The 16,138-nt window shown below is 66.9% G+C and carries 16 protein-coding genes; 9 read left to right on the forward strand and 7 right to left on the reverse strand.

What is annotated here, in order from left to right:
• Positions 1 to 85 precede the first annotated feature (85 nt).
• On the reverse strand, positions 86 to 3,307 hold the full coding sequence (locus ACEN2S_RS20130; protein ID WP_441869816.1) for a ComEC/Rec2 family competence protein: 3,222 nt from the start codon (positions 3,305 to 3,307) through the stop codon (positions 86 to 88).
• 115 nt (positions 3,308 to 3,422) lie between these two features.
• Between ACEN2S_RS20130 and gltX the strand changes: the two genes are divergently transcribed.
• The 3 genes from gltX (at position 3,423) to ACEN2S_RS20145 (ending at position 6,921) form a co-directional block, all read left to right on the forward strand.
• Positions 3,423 to 4,832: a glutamate--tRNA ligase gene (gene gltX / locus ACEN2S_RS20135; RefSeq protein ID WP_441869819.1), complete on the forward strand. Its 1,410-nt coding sequence runs from the start codon at positions 3,423 to 3,425 to the stop codon at positions 4,830 to 4,832.
• 75 nt (positions 4,833 to 4,907) lie between these two features.
• Positions 4,908 to 6,203 (forward strand): citrate synthase, encoded by a 1,296-nt coding sequence (locus tag ACEN2S_RS20140; RefSeq protein ID WP_441869822.1) that lies wholly within the window; start codon positions 4,908 to 4,910, stop codon positions 6,201 to 6,203.
• Between the two features lie 70 nt (positions 6,204 to 6,273).
• Entirely contained in the window at positions 6,274 to 6,921 is a 648-nt protein-coding gene (locus ACEN2S_RS20145; RefSeq protein ID WP_441869824.1) for a DUF1284 domain-containing protein, read from the forward strand.
• 2 nt (positions 6,922 to 6,923) lie between these two features.
• Here the strand turns inward: ACEN2S_RS20145 and ACEN2S_RS20150 are convergent, their stop codons facing one another.
• Together ACEN2S_RS20150 and ACEN2S_RS20155 are read right to left on the reverse strand one after the other, a co-directional pair.
• Positions 6,924 to 7,463, reverse strand: coding sequence for a DUF1697 domain-containing protein (locus tag ACEN2S_RS20150; RefSeq protein WP_441869827.1), 540 nt, complete (start codon positions 7,461 to 7,463; stop codon positions 6,924 to 6,926).
• 76 nt (positions 7,464 to 7,539) lie between these two features.
• The gene (locus ACEN2S_RS20155) at positions 7,540 to 8,097 is read right to left on the reverse strand and encodes a biotin transporter BioY (RefSeq protein WP_441869829.1); all 558 of its coding nucleotides are present in this window, start codon (positions 8,095 to 8,097) and stop codon (positions 7,540 to 7,542) included.
• 121 nt (positions 8,098 to 8,218) lie between these two features.
• Between ACEN2S_RS20155 and ACEN2S_RS20160 the strand changes: the two genes are divergently transcribed.
• The 4 genes from ACEN2S_RS20160 to ACEN2S_RS20175 all read left to right on the forward strand — a co-directional run bounded on the left by ACEN2S_RS20160 (position 8,219) and on the right by ACEN2S_RS20175 (position 11,857).
• A complete protein-coding gene (locus tag ACEN2S_RS20160) occupies positions 8,219 to 8,890 on the forward strand; it encodes an SDR family NAD(P)-dependent oxidoreductase (protein ID WP_441869832.1) in 672 nt (223 codons plus the stop codon).
• A gap of 186 nt (positions 8,891 to 9,076) precedes the next feature.
• The gene (gene surE, locus ACEN2S_RS20165; RefSeq protein WP_441869834.1) at positions 9,077 to 9,862 is read left to right on the forward strand and encodes a 5'/3'-nucleotidase SurE; all 786 of its coding nucleotides are present in this window, start codon (positions 9,077 to 9,079) and stop codon (positions 9,860 to 9,862) included.
• Complete coding sequence (locus tag ACEN2S_RS20170) at positions 9,859 to 10,521, forward strand: protein-L-isoaspartate(D-aspartate) O-methyltransferase (protein WP_441869835.1); 663 nt, start codon at positions 9,859 to 9,861, stop codon at positions 10,519 to 10,521. The genes surE and ACEN2S_RS20170 overlap by 4 nt, the downstream gene beginning before the upstream one ends.
• Before the next feature lie 166 nt (positions 10,522 to 10,687).
• Complete coding sequence (locus tag ACEN2S_RS20175) at positions 10,688 to 11,857, forward strand: peptidoglycan DD-metalloendopeptidase family protein (RefSeq protein ID WP_441869932.1); 1,170 nt, start codon at positions 10,688 to 10,690, stop codon at positions 11,855 to 11,857.
• A 57-nt stretch (positions 11,858 to 11,914) separates the two neighbouring features.
• Here ACEN2S_RS20175 and ACEN2S_RS20180 read toward each other — a convergent pair whose 3' ends face one another.
• The 4 genes from ACEN2S_RS20180 to tatA are packed head-to-tail and all read right to left on the reverse strand — an operon-like array spanning position 11,915 to position 14,666.
• Positions 11,915 to 12,775 (reverse strand): ATP-binding protein, encoded by an 861-nt coding sequence (locus tag ACEN2S_RS20180; protein WP_441869837.1) that lies wholly within the window; start codon positions 12,773 to 12,775, stop codon positions 11,915 to 11,917.
• Between the two features lies 1 nt (position 12,776).
• A complete protein-coding gene (gene tatC / locus ACEN2S_RS20185) occupies positions 12,777 to 13,616 on the reverse strand; it encodes a twin-arginine translocase subunit TatC (protein ID WP_441869840.1) in 840 nt (279 codons plus the stop codon).
• Entirely contained in the window at positions 13,613 to 14,404 is a 792-nt protein-coding gene (gene tatB / locus ACEN2S_RS20190; protein ID WP_441869843.1) for a Sec-independent protein translocase protein TatB, read from the reverse strand. Before tatB ends, tatC begins: the two co-directional genes overlap by 4 nt.
• 55 nt (positions 14,405 to 14,459) lie before the next feature.
• Positions 14,460 to 14,666, reverse strand: coding sequence for a twin-arginine translocase TatA/TatE family subunit (tatA, locus tag ACEN2S_RS20195; protein ID WP_441869846.1), 207 nt, complete (start codon positions 14,664 to 14,666; stop codon positions 14,460 to 14,462).
• Positions 14,667 to 14,906: 240 nt separating this feature from the next.
• On the opposite strand from tatA, the gene ACEN2S_RS20200 reads away from it, so the two are divergent.
• Both ACEN2S_RS20200 and ACEN2S_RS20205 read left to right on the forward strand, forming a co-directional pair.
• Complete coding sequence (locus ACEN2S_RS20200) at positions 14,907 to 15,539, forward strand: MarC family protein (protein WP_441869849.1); 633 nt, start codon at positions 14,907 to 14,909, stop codon at positions 15,537 to 15,539.
• Positions 15,536 to 16,114: a retropepsin-like aspartic protease family protein gene (locus ACEN2S_RS20205; RefSeq protein ID WP_441869852.1), complete on the forward strand. Its 579-nt coding sequence runs from the start codon at positions 15,536 to 15,538 to the stop codon at positions 16,112 to 16,114. The genes ACEN2S_RS20200 and ACEN2S_RS20205 overlap by 4 nt, the downstream gene beginning before the upstream one ends.
• Positions 16,115 to 16,138: the final 24 nt, after the last annotated feature.

The raw sequence follows: 16,138 nt of genomic DNA on the forward strand, positions 1-16,138 counted from the left end.
TGCCGGGTGCCGGGTGCCGGGTGCCGGGTGCCGGGTGCCGGGTGCCGGGTGCCGGGTGCCGGGTGCCGGGTGCCGGGAAAATCGCTCAACGCCGGGTGCCTGACCAGAGCCTTTGACCCAGATCGGCACTGTGAATCGCGGTCAGCGGCATTGCAGACATGAGGTCCGGGTTCTCGCCGACCGGTTCCCGGCTGTCCCCGTGGGAAAGACCGGCGGCGGCCAGATCAGGCCCGTTCGTTTCGGCAACCAGCGGGTCACCGGCAAGCGCGCTTGCAACGGCGTCGGCGGGCAGCGCAGCTTCGGCTGGGGTCGAATACGCCTCCCAAACGGCACGCTCGGCCAGCCGCAGCGCCACCGCGCCACTGGCCGCGAGTTGAACCTGATCATAGACAAGGCATCCCGCGCGCAACCGGAGCGGCCCCGCTTTTTGCGCCGCGTCGGTCTTTTGCACCCCCCATCGCGACGACAATGGCGGCGACGGATGTGGCGACACTGGCGTTGCTGTCGGTCTGAGGGTCAGCCCCCCCGCAGCGCCGCGCAAGGCCACATCGGTCCTGCGCGGCGCGCGCCCCGGTATCTCGCCGATGCGGTGAAGCGGCATCCCGTGCAAGGCGCTCCACGTCGTCGGAGGCGCCTCGCGGAGCGACGTCATCGCCCCGGCCTGCGACATGCCGGGGCGTGACACAGGCGCATCTGATGCGGTCGCCCTTGCCACTGCACCCGCAGTGTCGCTGGGGGCTGAAGCTTCTGGCCGCGCCGCCGCGCCATTCGGGGCGACCCGCGCAAACTTTGCCGCATGGCCGGGGCGGGTCCCTCCGCCCGACACGGCGGTGCCCCCCGCACGCCGCGCGCCGTCGCCCTGCCCCGCGCCATCCGCCCGGGCAATACCGCATCCGCGCGCCGTCACCGCATGGCCCGCCCCCCGGGTGACGTTCACCGCGCCCACAGCGAGAACAGGCACCGGCCCCGCCCATGCCCCCATCCGCGCCAGCCCCGGGGCTGCGGTTGCGCGGCCCGGGTCAGAGAGCGGCAGATCCGGCGATGCCCCCGGCGCGGGCCGCCACACCGCTGCGCCGAACAGCTGATCAACCGCGCTTCTTCTGTCCGCAAAGGGCATGGCGCTCGCTTGCTCCGGCCCCGCGACATCGGCGGCAGGGGGTGCGACTGGCGGCGGCTCAGCGCCCCGGATGGCCCCGGCCCCCATGGTCAAGCCCGCAGCTTCCCCACTCCGGGCGTCAAGAATTTGACCCATGAGAACAGCGCCTTCCCGGTCTTCGGGGGTCAGACGCCCCCCGAGCACCACCAAAGCGCCGGGCCGGCAGACCTTTGCCAGATGCGCCGGCGCGGCTTTGCCGGTCAGGTGCCAGATCTCCCACCCCGCGGCCTCCGCGCGCCGTTGCCCCCGCGGCCCGGCAAACCCGGCCCGTGCGGCCGCGACACCCGCCGCCGCGCCATCGCCATCGGCCTCCAGCCAGCTTTCCGCCACAAAGGCCGCGCCGGTTTTCGACATTGCCCGCCCTTCAGCGGTCATCAGCCCCACCAGATCCCCCGCCTCCGCAATCAAGAGCAAAGGACGATCCTCCCTGCCCCACAGGACAAAAGCCGTAAGGCAGCCGACCAGTCCGGCCAGTTGCACGAGCCGCCGCCCCGATGCCAGAAGGACCATGGTCGCCCCCAGCGCGAGCAGCGGCAGCACCAGCGGACCGGGCGTGGCCACCACCCGCACCGCACCGCTCCACCCCGCCACCGTGGCCGCCACGAAGATCATCCAGCGCGTCCCCTCGGCCATCACCCACAGCGCGGGGGCGGCCAGCCCAAACGGGGCCAGCAGCGCCGCGACCACGCCCGCGGGCATCACCAGCACCCCCATCACCGGCACCGCCGCCAGATTGGCCACGAGGCCATATTCCGCCATGCGGTGAAAATGCGCCGCCGCGATCGGTGCCGTCGACATCCCCGCGGCGAGCGAGGAGAGCACCAACAGCACCGGCGGGCGGAGGAGCACGGGCAGCCGCGCCACCAGCCGCGCGGCGGGCGGATAGATGACGATCAGCGCGACCGTGGCCGCAAAACTCATCTGAAACCCGGGCGACACCAGGCTTTCCGGCGCCCGGAGCAAGATCACCAGCGCCGCCAGCGCGACACTGCGCAGCGAAATCGCCCGCCGGTCCGCCAGCACCGCGAGCAGCATCACCGCCACCATCACATAGGCGCGCTCGGTCGCCACCTCGGCCCCGGAAATCCACAGATAGAGGCTCGCCGCCGCCAGCGCGACCAGCGCCGCGATCTTCTTGGCGGGCCAATAGAGCGCCAGCGGCCCCGCCAGCGCCAGCCCATAGCGCAGCATCGCAAAGACGAATCCGGTCAGCATCCCCATGTGCAGGCCGGAAATCGAGACGATGTGATAGAGGTTCGCGGCGCGCATGGCGGCATTGGTCGCCTCGCTGATCGCGGAGCGGTCGCCGGTCATCAGTGCCGCCGCCACCGCGCCCGGCTGACCCGGCATCGCCGCCTGCATCGCGGCCGAAAGACGCATCCGCAACCGGTGCCCCGCGAGAAGATGGTCGGCCGGATCGGGCGGTGCGACGCTCAGCACCGGCGCGCGGGCAAAGCCCACGGCACCCAGTCGGTCAAACCAGGCATTGCGGCGGAAATCATAGCCCCCCGGCTCGGCCGGGCCCGCCGGGGGCGACAACAGGGCCGTCAGCATCACCCGCTGCCCCGGCACCACCCCCGCCGCCAGCTCTGGCCGTTCGAGTGCCACGCGCAGCCGGGCGGGACGCCGCTCGGGCGCCACGTCGCGCAACACCACCTGATCCAGCGTCAGCCGCAGACGGTCGCGGCTGGAGCGGTCCAGCTCAACCACCCGCCCCTCGACCGGGCCAAAATAGCGAAATCCCAGCACCGGCGCCGACAGCAGATGCGCCCGCGCGCCCGCCAGCACGAATCCCAGCGCCAGCACCGCCACCGCAAAGCCACAGGCCGCCGCCCCCGCATGCCCCACGCGCCAGCCCCGCCAGAAGAGGGCGACCCCGAGCAAAATGCCCGCCACCGCCGCGGCATAGCTCAGCGCCCCCGGTTCGACGGGCAGCGCAAACCACGTGCCGATGCCGCAGGCCAGCACGACCGGCGCCGACAACAGCCAGCCGCCGCGCCTTGCCTGTGCCTGCGGCGCGGCCCAGACCCGCAGCCGCTGCCACGCCCGGGCCATCGCACCGCCGCGCACCGGCTGGCCCGGCAGACCCGGCAGCGCGGTCCCCGGGGCAGCCGCGCCCTCGTCTTCCTCCGGATCGGCAAAGAGTGCCACTTCTTGTGTCTCCGCCCCATTCTGCCTATGCATCTGGCAACGCCGAAAGGCACCAGCCCCTCCGTTGGGCCCCCGATTGCCGCAAGGCCCGATTACCGAAAAGGATAGCACGCCCATGGCCAGCGCCCAAACCCAAGTCGTCACCCGTTTTGCCCCCTCGCCCACCGGCTATCTGCACATCGGTGGCGCGCGCACAGCGCTGTTCAACTGGCTTTATGCGCGCGGCCGGGGCGGAAAATTCCTGCTGCGGATCGAGGATACCGACCGCGAACGCTCGACCCCCGAAGCAACGGCGGCGATTCTCAAAGGGCTGACCTGGCTTGGCCTTGATTGGGACGGCGAGGCGGTCAGCCAGTTCGAGGGCCGCGAACGCCATGCCGAGGTGGCGCGCGAAATGCTGGCGCGTGGCAATGCCTATAAGTGCTTTTCGACTCAGGAAGAAATCGAAGCCTTCCGCGAGGCGGCACGCGCCGAGGGCAAATCGACCCTATTCCAGAGCCCCTGGCGCGACGCCGATCCCGCCAGCCTGCCCGATGCGCCCTATGTGATCCGCCTGAAGGCCCCGCGCGAGGGGGTGACGGTGATCGCCGATCAGGTGCAGGGCGATGTCACTTTCCGCAATGACCAGCTCGACGACATGGTCTGTTTACGTTCGGATGGTACGCCCACCTATATGCTGGCCGTCGTGGTGGACGACCATGACATGGGCGTGACCCATGTGATCCGCGGGGATGACCATTTGACCAATGCCGCGCGTCAGGTGCAGATCTATCACGCCATGGGCTGGGACGTGCCGGTCTTTGCCCATATCCCGCTGATCCACGGGCCGGATGGCAAAAAGCTGTCGAAACGCCACGGCGCGGTTGGCCTCGAGGAATATCAGGTGATGGGCTACCCGGCGGCGGGGATGCGCAACTATCTGACGCGGCTGGGCTGGAGCCATGGGGATGATGAGTTCTTCACCGATGCGCAGGCGCTGGAATGGTTCGATGTGACGGGAATCGGTCGCGCGCCCGCAAGGCTCGATTTCAAGAAGCTGGAAAACATTTCCGGTCAGCACATCGCCGCCAGTGACGATGCCGCACTTCTGCCTGAAATTGAGGCATTTCTTGCTGCGTCCGCGAAAGAACCTTTCACCGCACTGCAGCAATCACGGATGCTGGCCGGGATGTACTGCCTGAAGGAGCGCGCCAAGACCTTTGGTGAACTCCTTGAAAAGGCTCACTTTGCGCTGACCGAGCGCCCGCTGGAGGTTGAGGAGAAGGCCGCGAAATCACTTGAGTCGGTATCCCGTGGTATACTGGTAGAATTGACGGCAGCCTTGGCGGGTGTTAATTGGACGCGTGACGAACTGGAGGCCACTGCGGCATCCGTTGCCGGGGCGCATGGCCTGGGCTTTGGCAAGATCGCAGGGCCCCTACGGGCGGCGCTTGCAGGGCGTGCAGTGACGCCCAGTGTTTTTGATATGATGTTGGTGCTGGGCCGCGATGAGTCATTGGCCCGGTTGAACGATCAGGCGGCCTGAACGCAGGCCGCCCTTCCGGGGAAACCCGATGGCGATTTCCCGGCCGTTGCGCCGGATGACATGAAAGGGACTGCCATGGCTGATACGACGAAGAGCGCCACGCTGACTTTTGACGGAAAAACCATCGAATTGCCGATGATGAGCCCCACCGTTGGCCCCGATGTGATCGACATCCGCAAGCTCTATGCGCAGGGCGACGTCTTCACCTATGACCCCGGTTTCACCTCGACCGCGGCCTGTGAATCGGCCATCACCTATATCGACGGCGACAAGGGCGAGCTTCTGTATCGCGGCTATCCGATCGAGCAGCTGGCAGACAAGTCGCATTACCTCGAAGTCTGCTACCTGCTTCTGAACGGCGAATTGCCGACCAAGGAAAAGCTGGAAGATTTCGAATTCCGCATCACCCGCCACACGATGGTGCATGAGCAGATGCACAACTTCTTCCGCGGTTTCCGTCGGGACGCGCATCCGATGGCAACCATGGTGGGTGTGGTTGGCGCCATGTCGGCCTTCTACCACGACAGCCTCGACATCAACGACGAATGGCAGCGCGAAGTTGCGGCCATGCGGATGATCGCCAAACTGCCGACCATTGCCGCCATGGCCTATAAATATTCGGTGGGCCAGCCCTTCGTCTATCCGCGCAATGACCTCGATTATGCGTCGAACTTCCTGCACATGTGCTTCTCGGTTCCGGCCGAAACCTATGTCGTGAAACCGGCGCTGGCGAAAGCCATGGACCGGATCATGATGCTGCACGCCGATCACGAGCAGAACGCCTCGACCTCGACCGTGCGTCTGGCGGGTTCCTCGGGCGCCAACCCGTTTGCCTGTATCGCCGCCGGTATCGCCTGTCTCTGGGGTCCGGCGCATGGCGGCGCCAATCAGGCCTGCCTCGAGATGCTGCGCGAGATCGGCACCGTCGACCGCATCCCGGAATTCGTGGCGCGCGCCAAGGACAAGAACGATCCGTTCCGCCTGATGGGCTTTGGCCACCGCGTCTACAAGAACTTCGACCCGCGCGCCAATGTGATGAAGGAATCGGCCGACGAGGTTCTCGAACTTCTGGGCGTGCACAACAACCCGCTGCTGCAAGTGGCGAAAGAGCTTGAGAAAATCGCGCTGAGCGATCCCTATTTCATCGAGAAAAAGCTCTATCCGAACGTCGATTTCTACTCGGGCATCATCCTCGAGGCGATGGGCTTCCCCACCTCGATGTTCACGCCGATCTTTGCGCTGTCGCGCACCGTCGGCTGGATCTCGCAGTGGAAAGAGATGATCGGCGAGCCGGGGGGCCGGATTGGCCGCCCGCGTCAGCTCTACACCGGGTCGCCCGCGCGCGATTACACCGATGTGGCTGCCCGCTGAGCGCAGAACATGTTAGGATCAGGCCGGGGGGAAACCTCCGGCCTTTGCCATTGTGACCGAGCCTTCCCCCATGCGCCTGTCCCCCTCGCCCCGCCCCGAGACCCGCGCCGCCGCCGAGCGCCGCGCCCGGCTGGCGCGTGCGGCACTGGCTCAGCAGTCCCGCGGGCAGAAGACAGCCACCGGGGCGACGGCGCAAACCACGCCAGCGGCGACATCCCCCGAGGTGACCTCGCCTATGGCGCCGTCTCCCGTGGCACCGTCTCCCGTGGCGAAATCCCCCATGGCGACCTCTCCGGCACCGGGGCCGCTGCGCTACCGGCCGCATCACTTCCTCTGTTCGCTCGGATTTGAGGGCAAGGGCTATTCCCCGGAATTCACCGCCAATATGACCGCCATCGTCATGGGCCGCCTGCGCGCGGCAGGCGGGCCCGAGGTGGAGATCGAGGTGACGACCACCGCGGATGACATCTGCACCCCCTGCCCGGCGCGGATCGGTCAGGGCTGCGAAAGTCAGGGCAAGATCGAAAAGCTCGACCGGGCGCATGCGGCAGCCCTTGGCCTTACGGCGGGCGACCGGCTGCGCTGGGGCGCGGCGCTGGACCGGATGCGCGCGCTGCCCGAGGGGATCTTGAGCGAGATCTGCGCCCCCTGCCAGTGGCTGGCCTATGGCATGTGTGAGGCCGCGCTGGCCCGGCTGCGCGCGCAATCCGAGGGCTGAGCTTACCCCCGAGCGGACGTTTGGCCTGACGACAGCGCCACCAGCTTTGCAACCGTGTTGAGATTGCGCGCCGTGCCCACCTCTGCCCCCTGGATCACCAACCTGCTGCGCCCCATACCCTGCGGATAATGCACATAAATCTCATGCGCGCCCAGCACCACCACCTCATCCCGCTGCCCTTTGAGCGCCGCCGGAAGGTCGGCGGTCAGCGCCGCGGGCACCGCGCCGGGCAGAAAGATCACCGCCACTTTCGCAGGGTCCGCCGCGCCAAAGGGCTGCGCGGCAAGCACCTCTGCCAAGGCCTCTGCCCCGCGCACCATCACCCCGAACCGCTGGCCACAATGCCGCTCCAGCGCCTCTGTCAATGCGGCCTGCATCGCCTCCGGGCCAAGATCCGTCTCATAGACCAGATTGCCGCTGGCGATATAGCTTTGCACCGCATGCCCGCCCGCGGCGGCACAGAGCGCGCGCAGATCCGCCATCGCGAGCGTGCCATGCCCGCCCACATTCACCGCCCGGATCAGGGCCACCTGTCTGTGCATCCCAATGCCTCCCGCCATGAAAAACGCCGCGCTCCCCCGGGGGAACGCGGCGCTCACAGTCAATCTGACGTGCAGATCAGGCGTTGCGGCGTGCCAGTGCCGCCCAGGCGCCCGAGACCATCAGCGCGGCCAGCAGGGTTTTCAGCAGATCGCCCGCAAGGAAGGGCATCATCCAGCCCGCCAGCAGATCCGGAACCGCTTTGCCCATGACGAGGGCCGGATAGGCCAGGCCCGGCACATAGATCACCGCCGAGGCGAGAACGCCGACCAGCGCGGTGCCGGCAAAGCCTTTGACGCCACGGTCAGCGGCATAACCCGCGATGGCAACCATCGCGACAAAGCCCAGCAGGAAGCCCGCGGTCGGCCCAAAGAAGGCCGCGGTCGAACCGCCATTGGCGAAGACCGGCATGCCGGCGGCGCCTTCGGCGAGATAGGCGAGCATCGCCGCCAGGCCCATCCGGGCGCCGAGGCTGAAGCCGACGATCAGAATCGCCAGCGTTTGCAGGGTCATCGGCACCGGCAGCATCGGTACGCTGACCTGTGCGGCCAAAGCGATGAACAGCGAGCCGCCCACCACCATCAGCGCGCGGTCGGCAAGGGTCTTGGTCGGCATCACTGCATGGGAGAGTGTCATGTCACGGGCCTTTCAGCGTTTTGTTACTTGCGCGCAGTTTTGCCGCAGTTGCAGCCAATGTCAACGCTGCGTCACCGCGCCCCCTTGCGCGAAAGCGGGCGGAATGGCAAAGGCTTTCGCCATGAGCGACATCCAAAACCCCCCGCTGAACCCTGAGAAACTGGCTCTTGTCACCGGCGCCTCGCGCGGGCTGGGGGCGGCCATGGCCGAGGCCCTGGCGGCCGATGGCTGGCATGTGCTGGCCGTGGCGCGCACCACCGGCGCGCTGGAGGAACTCGACGACCGCATTCAGGCGGCGGGCGGACAGGCGACGCTGGCGCCGATGGATGTGAATGACCCCGAGGCGATGGCGCATCTGGCCGCCTCGATCGGCGCGCGCTGGGGCAGTTTGCAGCTTTGGGTGCACACGGCGGTGCATGCGGCCCCGATGGCCCCTGCGGCCTATGTCGATGCCAAGGACATGTCGAAATCCGTGGTCACCAATGTCACCGCCACCGCGCATCTGATCCCGCTGATCTCGCCGCTCCTCGAGGCGGGCAAAGGCACCGCGATGTTCTTTGACGATCCGCGCCCGGGCACGAAGTTCTTTGGCGCTTATGGCGCCACCAAAGCCGCGCAGATCGCGCTCGCACGCAGCTGGCAGGCGGAAACCGCCAAGATCGGCCCGCGCGTGCTGATCGAGACCCCGGCGCCGATGCCCACCGCCACCCGCGCCCGCTTCTTCCCCGGTGAAGACCGCAGCCCGCTGACCGATCCGCGCGTGGAAGCCGCCCGCCTGCTGGCGCTGCTCTGACCGGCTGAGACCTTCCGGCCCGGCGGCACGCAGCGCGCCGGGCCTCGAATTCCGCGCGCCCCGCATGGGCAGCCGCGCCACGCCCCCTCAAAAAATCCCGCCGAACCGCCCTTGTCGGCTTGCAGCGGTTTACCCGGCCCCCCGCTTTGTCTAATCAGGTGGCAACGGGTTTTAAGCAGGTGGCGCATGCGGATTCTGATTACCAATGACGATGGCATCAACGCGCCGGGGCTTGAGGTTCTGGCGGAAATCGCCGCCGAGATCGCGGGCCCCGGGGGCGAGGTCTGGACCGTTGCCCCGGCATTTGAGCAATCCGGTGTCGGCCATTGCATCAGCTACACGCATCCGATGATGATTGCCGAACTGGGCCCCCGCCGTTTCGCGGCTGAGGGCAGCCCGGCCGATTGCGTGCTGGCGGGCCTTTACGACGTGATGCCCGATGCGCGCCCCGATCTGGTGCTCTCGGGCGTCAACCGCGGCAATAACGCGGGCGAGAACACGCTGTATTCCGGCACGATCGGTGGCGCGATGGAGGCGGCGCTGCAGGGCGTGCCCTCAATCGCTTTGTCGCAGTTCATGGGGCCCGACAACGCCGGCCTCGACGATCCATTCGAGGCGGCGCGGGTGCATGGCGCGGGCATCGTGCGCGCGCTTCTGGACAAGGGCCGCTGGGACGCCGAGCATTACCGGGTGTTTTACAACGTCAACTTCCCCGCCCTGCCCGCCTCGGCGGTCAAGGGGCACAAGGTTGCCAATCAGGGTTTCCGCGCCGAGACCCGGTTCGGGGTCGAGCCGCATCAATCCCCCTCGGGCCGCCGGTTCCTCTGGATCAAGGGCGGGCCGCAGCATGTCCGCGCGGGCGACGGCAGCGACATCAACGCCAATCTTGACGGCTATATCGCCATCACCCCGATGCGTGCCGATCTGACGGCGCATGACCTGCTTGAAGATCTGACGGCGCGCCTGGCATGAACGATCTGGGCGCCGGGGATGAGGGGACCGCGGAACGCCAGATGCGCTTTCTCTACGCATTGCGCTCCAAAGGCGTGACCGACGCACGGGTTCTGTCCGCGATGGAGCGGATCGACCGCGGCCTCTTCGTGCGTGGCCTGTTTGCCGAGCGCGCCTATGAGGACATGCCCCTGCCCATCGCCTGTGGCCAGACCATCTCGCAGCCCTCGGTCGTAGGGCTGATGACGCAATCGCTGAATGTCGGCCCGCGCGACACCGTGCTCGAGGTGGGTACCGGTTCGGGCTATCAGGCGGCGATCCTCGCCTGTCTGGCGCGGCGGGTCTATACGGTCGACCGTCACCGGCGGCTGGTGCGCGAGGCGGAGGCGGTGTTTCGCAGCCTCTCGCTGCCCAATATCATCGCCCAGACCACCGATGGCTGCTATGGTCTGCCCGATCAAGCGCCGTTTGACCGGATTTTGGTCACCGCCGCCGCCGAAGACCCCCCCAGCCCCCTATTGGCGCAGTTGAAGATCGGCGGTATCATGATCGTGCCGGTCGGCCAGTCCGATGCGGTGCAAAGCCTGATCCGGGTCACCCGGCTGACCACGGGCTTTGACTATGAAGAATTGCGGCCCGTGCGTTTCGTGCCGCTTGTCGAAGGGTTGGGTCAGGAATGACCCGCGCCCCCAAGCCGCAGGGCCCGACCAACGGGCCCGCAGAAGTGAGGAAGAGCTGATGACCATCACCCGTCCCCTGACGCCGTCCGCCCTGCGCCGGAGCGCCGCATCCGGCGCGCTGCTGCCGAGCACGGGCCGCCTGCACGGGCTGCGGCAGCCGCTTGTGCTGGGGGCCGCGCTCTTGGCGCTGGCGGGCTGTGCCACCGATGGCAGCTTTGACCCTGATCTGCGGCATTTCGGCAAAGGTGGTTTCGACACTTCCGCGGCCGCCCGTCAGGCCAGCGCCAACCGGCCCAGCCCGGATGCGCGCGGGGTGATTTCCTATCCGAATTATCAGGTCGCCGTGGCACAACGCGGCGATACCGTCGCCACGCTCGCCACCCGGGTCGGGCTCGATGCGGGCGCGCTGGCGCGCTACAATGCGGTTGAGGTTTCGGCGCCGCTCAATCAGGGCGAGATCATCGCGCTGCCCAGCCGGGTCGCCGAAAGCACCGGCATGATCGGCGGCGGCGAGCGGGTGGATATCACCACCCTCGCCTCGGGTGCGCTGGACCGCGCGGCGGCGGGCGGCACCTCGGTCGGAGGCGGCACCATCAGCGCCACCACCCTGCCCGCCCCGGCCAGCGCCACCGTCACCCCGGCGAGCGCGCCCAAACCCGCCACGCCCGCCGGACCGGAACCCATCCGCCATAAAGTCGCCCGTGGCGAGACGGCCTTCTCCATCGCGCGCTACTACGATGTGAACGTGAAATCGCTGGCCGAATGGAACGGCCTCGGCTCGGATCTGAGCGTGCGCGAAGGCCAGTATCTTCTGGTGCCGGTCACCGCGCAATCGGCCCCGCCGAGCGGTTCGAGCCTGCCCGCGCCCGCGCCCGCGCCGGCGGTTGTCGAGACAGCCGCGGCCCCGGCACCCGCCCCGGCCGCCCCTGCGGCGGCGGCCCCTGCCGCACCAGCAGCCCCCGCCCCGGCCCCGGCGGCCGCCAGCACCAGCCGCATGCAGATGCCGGTGCAGGGTGCGATCATCCGCCCCTATGTGAAGAAAAAGAACGACGGGATCGACATCGCCGCCGCCCCCGGCACCGCGGTGCAGGCCGCCGCCGATGGCACCGTGGCCGCGATCACCAAAGACACCGAACAGGTGCCGATCCTCGTGCTGCGCCACGACAATGGCCTCTTGACGGTCTATGCCAATCTTGACGGCATCACCGTGGCCAAGGGCGCCAGCGTCAAGCGCGGCCAGACCATCGCCAAGGTCCGTGCGGGCGATCCGGGCTTCCTGCACTTTGAGGTGCGCGACGGCTTCGACAGCGTCGATCCCACGCCTTACGTCAAATGACCAAAGGGCCCCGCGAGGGGCCCTTTTTCTGTGCGCTACGACGTCAATCCGGCGGCCTCAGCCGACCGAAATCCCGCGCCGCCCGGCCAGATCGGTGAAATACTGCCAGGCCACCCGGCCCGAGCGCGCGCCGCGCGTCGCCTGCCATTCAATCGCCTCGGCGCGCAGAACATCGGGCGCAATGGCAATGCCATAGCTGTCGCAATAGCTTTGGATCATCGACAGATAGGTGTCCTGATCGCAGGCATAGAACCCCAGCCACAGCCCGAAACGGTCGGAGAGCGAGACCTTTTCCTCCACCGCCTCTGACGGGGAGATCGCGGTCGAACGCTCATTCTCGATCATGTCGCGCGGCATCAGATGGCGGCGGTTCGATGTGGCATAAAAGAGCACATTCTCCGGCCGCCCTTCGATCCCGCCGTCCAGCACCGCCTTCAGCGATTTGTAATGCTGATCGTCATGGCTGAAGGAGAGATCATCGCAAAAGAGCACGAAGCGCCGCTCGGGTGCCGCGCGCAAATGCCCCAGAAGCCGCCCGACCGAGGGCAGATCTTCGCGCGCGAGTTCCACCAGCACCAGCGGCAGGCCCTCGGCCCGCACGGCGGCATGCACCGCCTTGACCAGCGAGGATTTCCCCATGCCTCGCGCGCCCCAGAGCAGCGCATTATTCGCCGCATGCCCCGCCGCGAACTGCCGGGTGTTGGCCAAAAGCGTATCGCGCGAGCGGTCGATGCCCTGCAACAGATCCAGCGCCACCCGGTTCACCTGCGGCACCGGCACCAGCCGGTCCGGCGCCGTGTGCCAAATATAGGCCGAAGCGGCGGTGAAATCCGGCGCGGGCTCGGGCGCGGGGGCCAGACGCTCCAGCGCCGCGGCAATGCGGGTCAGCGCATCGGTGGTGGGGGCCTGAGCATCCATCTTATTTGTCCTCGTCTTCGTCCTCATCCCAGAGGCCCTCGGCCCGCAGGAGTGCCTCGCGCTCTTTCTCGATGCGGCGCACGAGGAAGATCGAGATTTCATAGAGCCCGTAGATCACCGTGAACATGATCGCCTGCGTCACCACATCCGGCGGTGTCACGATGGCGGCCACGATCAGAATCACCACGATGGCATATTTGCGCACCGCGGAAAGGCCCGCCGCACTGACCAACCCCGCCTTGCCCATCAGCGAGAGCAGCACCGGCAGCTGGAAGCAGAGGCCAAAGGCCATGATGAATTTGGTGGTCAGCGCCAGATATTCCTGCACCGAGCCCTGGAAGGTCACCCCGGCCATGGCCGTGCTGCCCGGCCCCGTCGCCTCGACAGCGCCCTGCTGGAACCCGAGGAAGAAGTCGAAGGCCAGCGGCAGAACGCCGTAATAGGCAAAGCAGGCGCCCAGAAAGAACATCGCCGGCGAGGCGATCAGAAAAGGCAAAAACGCATTCTTCTCAGACTTGTAGAGACCCGGCGCCACAAAACGCCAGAGCTGGAAGGCGATGACCGGAAAGGCCAGCACAAAGCCGCCCAGGAATGAGATGTTGATGGCGACGAAAAAGCCTTCCTGCAGCTTGATCAGCACCAGCTGGCAATTCTGGCCGCGTTCGGCCAGCGCGCCGCAGATCGGCTCGGTCAGAAAGTTGAAGATCGGCGTCGAGACCGAGTAACAGATGCACATCGCCACCAGAAAGGCGGCCGCCGACCACATCAGGCGTTTGCGCAGCTCGGTCAGATGCTCGATCAGCGGGGCGGCGCTGTCGTCGATATTGTCCTGCGCGCTCATGCCTCACCTTCCGCAACCGGCGTGTCGTTCTGCCCGGCCTTCGCCGCTTTCGCGGGCGCAGCCTTCGGGGCAGGTTTCTTGGGCTTTTCGCTGGCGCGTGTCACGGTGGTTGCGCCCTGCTCCGCGGGCGTTTTGGCCCGGACTTTGGTGGTCTTCTTAGCGGCTTCCGGCTTGGCGGCTTTGACACTCGCCTTCTCGCCGGCCTTTTTGGGCGCGGCCTTTTCGGCGGCTGCTTTCGCGGCGGGCGAAGCCGCCTCGGCCTTGGCCTCTTTCTTGCGCGGTGCCTTGGCGGGTCTTGGCAAGGCCGGTTCGGCCTCGAGCTCCGCCGCGTCGAGATCGGCCGCGAGGGCTGCGGCGGCGGGAGCCGGGGTGCTGACCGGTGTCAGCGGCGGCGACATCACCGGCAGAATGCTGGGCGGCGTTTCCACCACCGGCGCGGCGGCGGTCAGATCCCCCGCAGGCGCCACGGCATCAGGATCGGGCTGAGCCGCCGTGGTTTTCCCCGGCAGCTTCGGTTCCCATTTCTCAAAGCGGGCCGCAGCCCCCTCCAGCGCATCCAGACCCAAGGATTTCTTCGAGGTCATCCCTTTAAGATCACCCGCCACATCGCTGATACCGCTGTCTTTTGCGGCATCTTCCATCGCCCGCGAAAACTCGCGTGCCATGCCGCGCGCCTTGGCGGTGATCCGCCCCAATGCACGAAACATGCCGGGCAAATCCTTTGGCCCCACAACGATCAGCGCAACGACGCCAATCACCAGAAGCTCACTTCCGCCGATATCAAACATTGGTCTTCAGCCCCCGGGCCAGATCATCGCAAGGGTCGTGCAAAAAGGACCGGTCTCAAACCTTGTCTTTTTCAGCATCCGACAACGGCTTTGCTTTCGCCGCGCTGTCGATCTCGTCCTGCTCTTCCTTGATGCCTTTCTTGAAGGAATTGATGCCTTTGCCGACTTCACCCATCAGCGACGACACTTTGCCTTTGCCGAACAGCACCAAGACCACAACTGCGATCAGCAGCAGGCCGGGAATACCAATATTGTTAAGCATGTCATTCTCCCCTGGCGCGGATTGGTCGCACCGAATTTGTCTCACGAAACATTTATGACCTCGGGGGCGGCAATCAAAGCCCGATTCCGCCAATCTCACGAATATTTTGCTCCAAAGCCGCCGGTTGCGCCCGCAATCGCGCGATCGTTGTGCGCTAACCGCCCGGATGGGCTGGTTTTTGCCCCGGCCTCTGGCGTAGTCTTTGCCGAAGGCCGTCCAGACGGCACCGGGAGTTGCACGATGGACACCGCCTATTACATCACCGCCTTTGCCACCCTGTTCGTGGTGGTAGACCCGATCGGCCTCGCGCCGCTCTACATCGCGCTGACGCGGGGAATGACGACGCGCGAGCGGCGGCGCATCGGCTGGCGGGCGATTGCCATTGCGGCCGGTCTGCTGACGCTGTTCGGTCTGTTCGGCGATCAGCTTCTGGCAGGAATCGGCATTTCGATGCCCGCGTTCCGCATCGCGGGGGGCGTGCTTTTGTTCCTGACCGCGCTCGACATGCTGTTTGAACGCCGCACCCAGCGACGCGAGGATCAGCAAGCCGACCCCGCCGAGAATGACCCCTCGGTGTTTCCGCTGGCCACCCCGCTGATCGCGGGGCCGGGCGCGATGGCGACGATGATCCTGCTGGTGGGGCAGTCGGGCGGCGATTGGGGCCATGTGGCGATGGTCCATCTGGTGATGTTCGCGGTTCTGGCCTGTGTCTTCGGGCTGTTCCTGCTGGCCGGACCGCTTGAGCGCGCCTTGGGCCGCACCGGCACGATGGTGGTCACCCGGCTTTTGGGCATGCTGCTCGCCGCGCTGTCGATCCAGTTCATTCTGGACGGGCTGCGCGGCGCGGGCCTTTTTGGCATGGTGACGGCATGAGCGGCGACATGCTGGCGCAGCTGGGCTATTTCAGCCTGATCCTGATTGCGGTGGGCGGCTATGTGGTGGCCGAAATGCGCCGCCGCCCGGGCCGGGTGCTGCAACAGGCGCTGGTCTGGGGCCTGATCTTTGTGGGGGTGATCGGTGCTGCCGGGCTCTGGGACCAGATTTCGCAAAAGGCGATGCCCCGGCAATCCGCTGGTGAGGGCGGCCAGATCGAGCTGCCTCTGGGCCGCGACGGGCATTTCCACCTGACGGCGGTGGTGAATGGTCAAAAGCTGAATTTCACGGTGGATACAGGGGCTTCTGACATTGTCCTCAGCCGGGACGACGCGCGCCGCGTGGGCATCAACCCCGATATGCTCAGCTATTTCGGACAGGCGCAGACCGCGAATGGCGTGGTGGCGACGGCCCCGGTCACCCTCGACAGTTTCACCGTCGAGGGGGTGACCGACAGCGGTCTGCGCGCGGTGGTCAACAACGGGCCGATGGATGGCTCACTCCTCGGGATGCGCTATCTGAGCCGGTTTTCCAACATCCAGATGCAGCCCGACAGGATGATCCTGACCCGCTGAAGCCCGCCGCCAGATCCCGGGCCC

It is taken from the genome of Phaeovulum sp. W22_SRMD_FR3 (genome assembly GCF_052113705.1).
Lineage (GTDB): Bacteria > Pseudomonadota > Alphaproteobacteria > Rhodobacterales > Rhodobacteraceae > JBGQOG01.